The organism is Bradyrhizobium sp. Ai1a-2 (assembly GCF_000426245.1).
Classification (GTDB): Bacteria; Pseudomonadota; Alphaproteobacteria; order Rhizobiales; family Xanthobacteraceae; genus Bradyrhizobium.
In genome coordinates this window covers 1-1269 of sequence record NZ_AUEZ01000237.1, presented here as the reverse complement: position 1 = coordinate 1269, position 1269 = coordinate 1, and the positions used below count along the sequence as shown (strand labels likewise).

Below are 1269 nucleotides of genomic sequence, written 5' to 3'. Positions count from 1 at the left end.
CGCAGCCATCGTCTTATGGCTGAGATAAGTGTCCACACCACCTAGGGTCAGGTGCTCATAAACCTGACGACGCGACGCATCGATGTCGAAGTGTGCTTTGCTGCTAAAGCCACGCGCTTGCCGCGCAGGGCCAGGGCCCTGTTCGGGTCGGCGGTCCGCGGCGGCTTACTTGCGATACAAGTTCGGAATGAGCTGATCATTGGAGTTGAAGCGAGGTCGTCGCGTCCCCTGTGATGGTGTAGCCCGGTAGAGCAAAGCCGTCCGCAGGCGTGCCCTCAAATAGCGCCGGAGCGGGCGGACGGTAAGCATCCGGCGTGGGCCGCAGGCGAGTTAGTTGCCACGCGGCAGCGTCATCGGCTCGCAGATCACGCCGCTTGCGCAGCAATCGCTGATTCCGGAGTCCAATTCCAAGGCAGAAGCTGGTCGAGCCGATGAGCTGGGTGGGCGGCGATGCGGGCAAGGATATCCGTGAGCCAGGCCTGCGGATCAACACCGTCCATTTTTGCCGTGACGATCAAGCTATACATGGAGCTGCGCGCCGTCCGCCGCGATCGGAGCCGCAGAACAACCAGGATTTTCGTCCGAGAGCTATACCTCTTAATCCTCGCTCTGCGGCATTGTTCGAGAGACAGACGCGGCCGTCCTCCAGGAAGAGAGTGAAGCTCGCCCAGCGCTTCAGGATGTAGTTGAACGCCTTGGCCAAATCGTGCCCACGGGACAGCTTGGCGAGCTGTTGCCGCATATAGACCCGAAGGTCCTCGACAAGAGGTCGGCTCAGTGTCTGCCGAACCTGAACGCGTTTCTCGGCACTCCTGCCATTAATGGAGCGTTCGATCTCGAACAGCGCATCGATCCGCCGCACGACCTCGACCGCGATCGGCGAGAGTGGGATCTTCTTCTTGCCGGTGGCCTTGCGACGCGCATTCTCTTCGATATCGGCCATGGCGAAGAACTGGCGCCGCGCATGGACCCAACACGCCGCTTCCCGGATCGGTCCAGGGTGGCGTCCCGACAGATAGAGCTGGTTGTACCCGTCATAGGCGTCGGCCTGCAGGATGCCGGTATATCGGGCTAGATGCGCCTGGGGATGCTTGCCCCTGCGGTCTCGGGAGTAGTAGAACATCACCGCTGGCGGGCCGGCGCCGCCAAACGGCCGGTCGTCCCGGAAGTAGATTATAGCGCGACAATCTGGGTGGGGAGCGCGCGACAATCAGGATGGCGAGTCAGTGTCGCGGCGAGATGATGATTGCTGCGAAGATTGTCGCGCGC

At 61.7% G+C, this 1269-nt stretch carries 1 pseudogene; it reads right to left on the bottom strand.

What is annotated here, in order from left to right:
* Positions 1 to 365 precede the first annotated feature (365 nt).
* Positions 366 to 1174, bottom strand: a pseudogene (locus K288_RS51970) (IS66 family transposase); the annotation flags it as partial.
* Positions 1175 to 1269 lie beyond the last annotated feature (95 nt).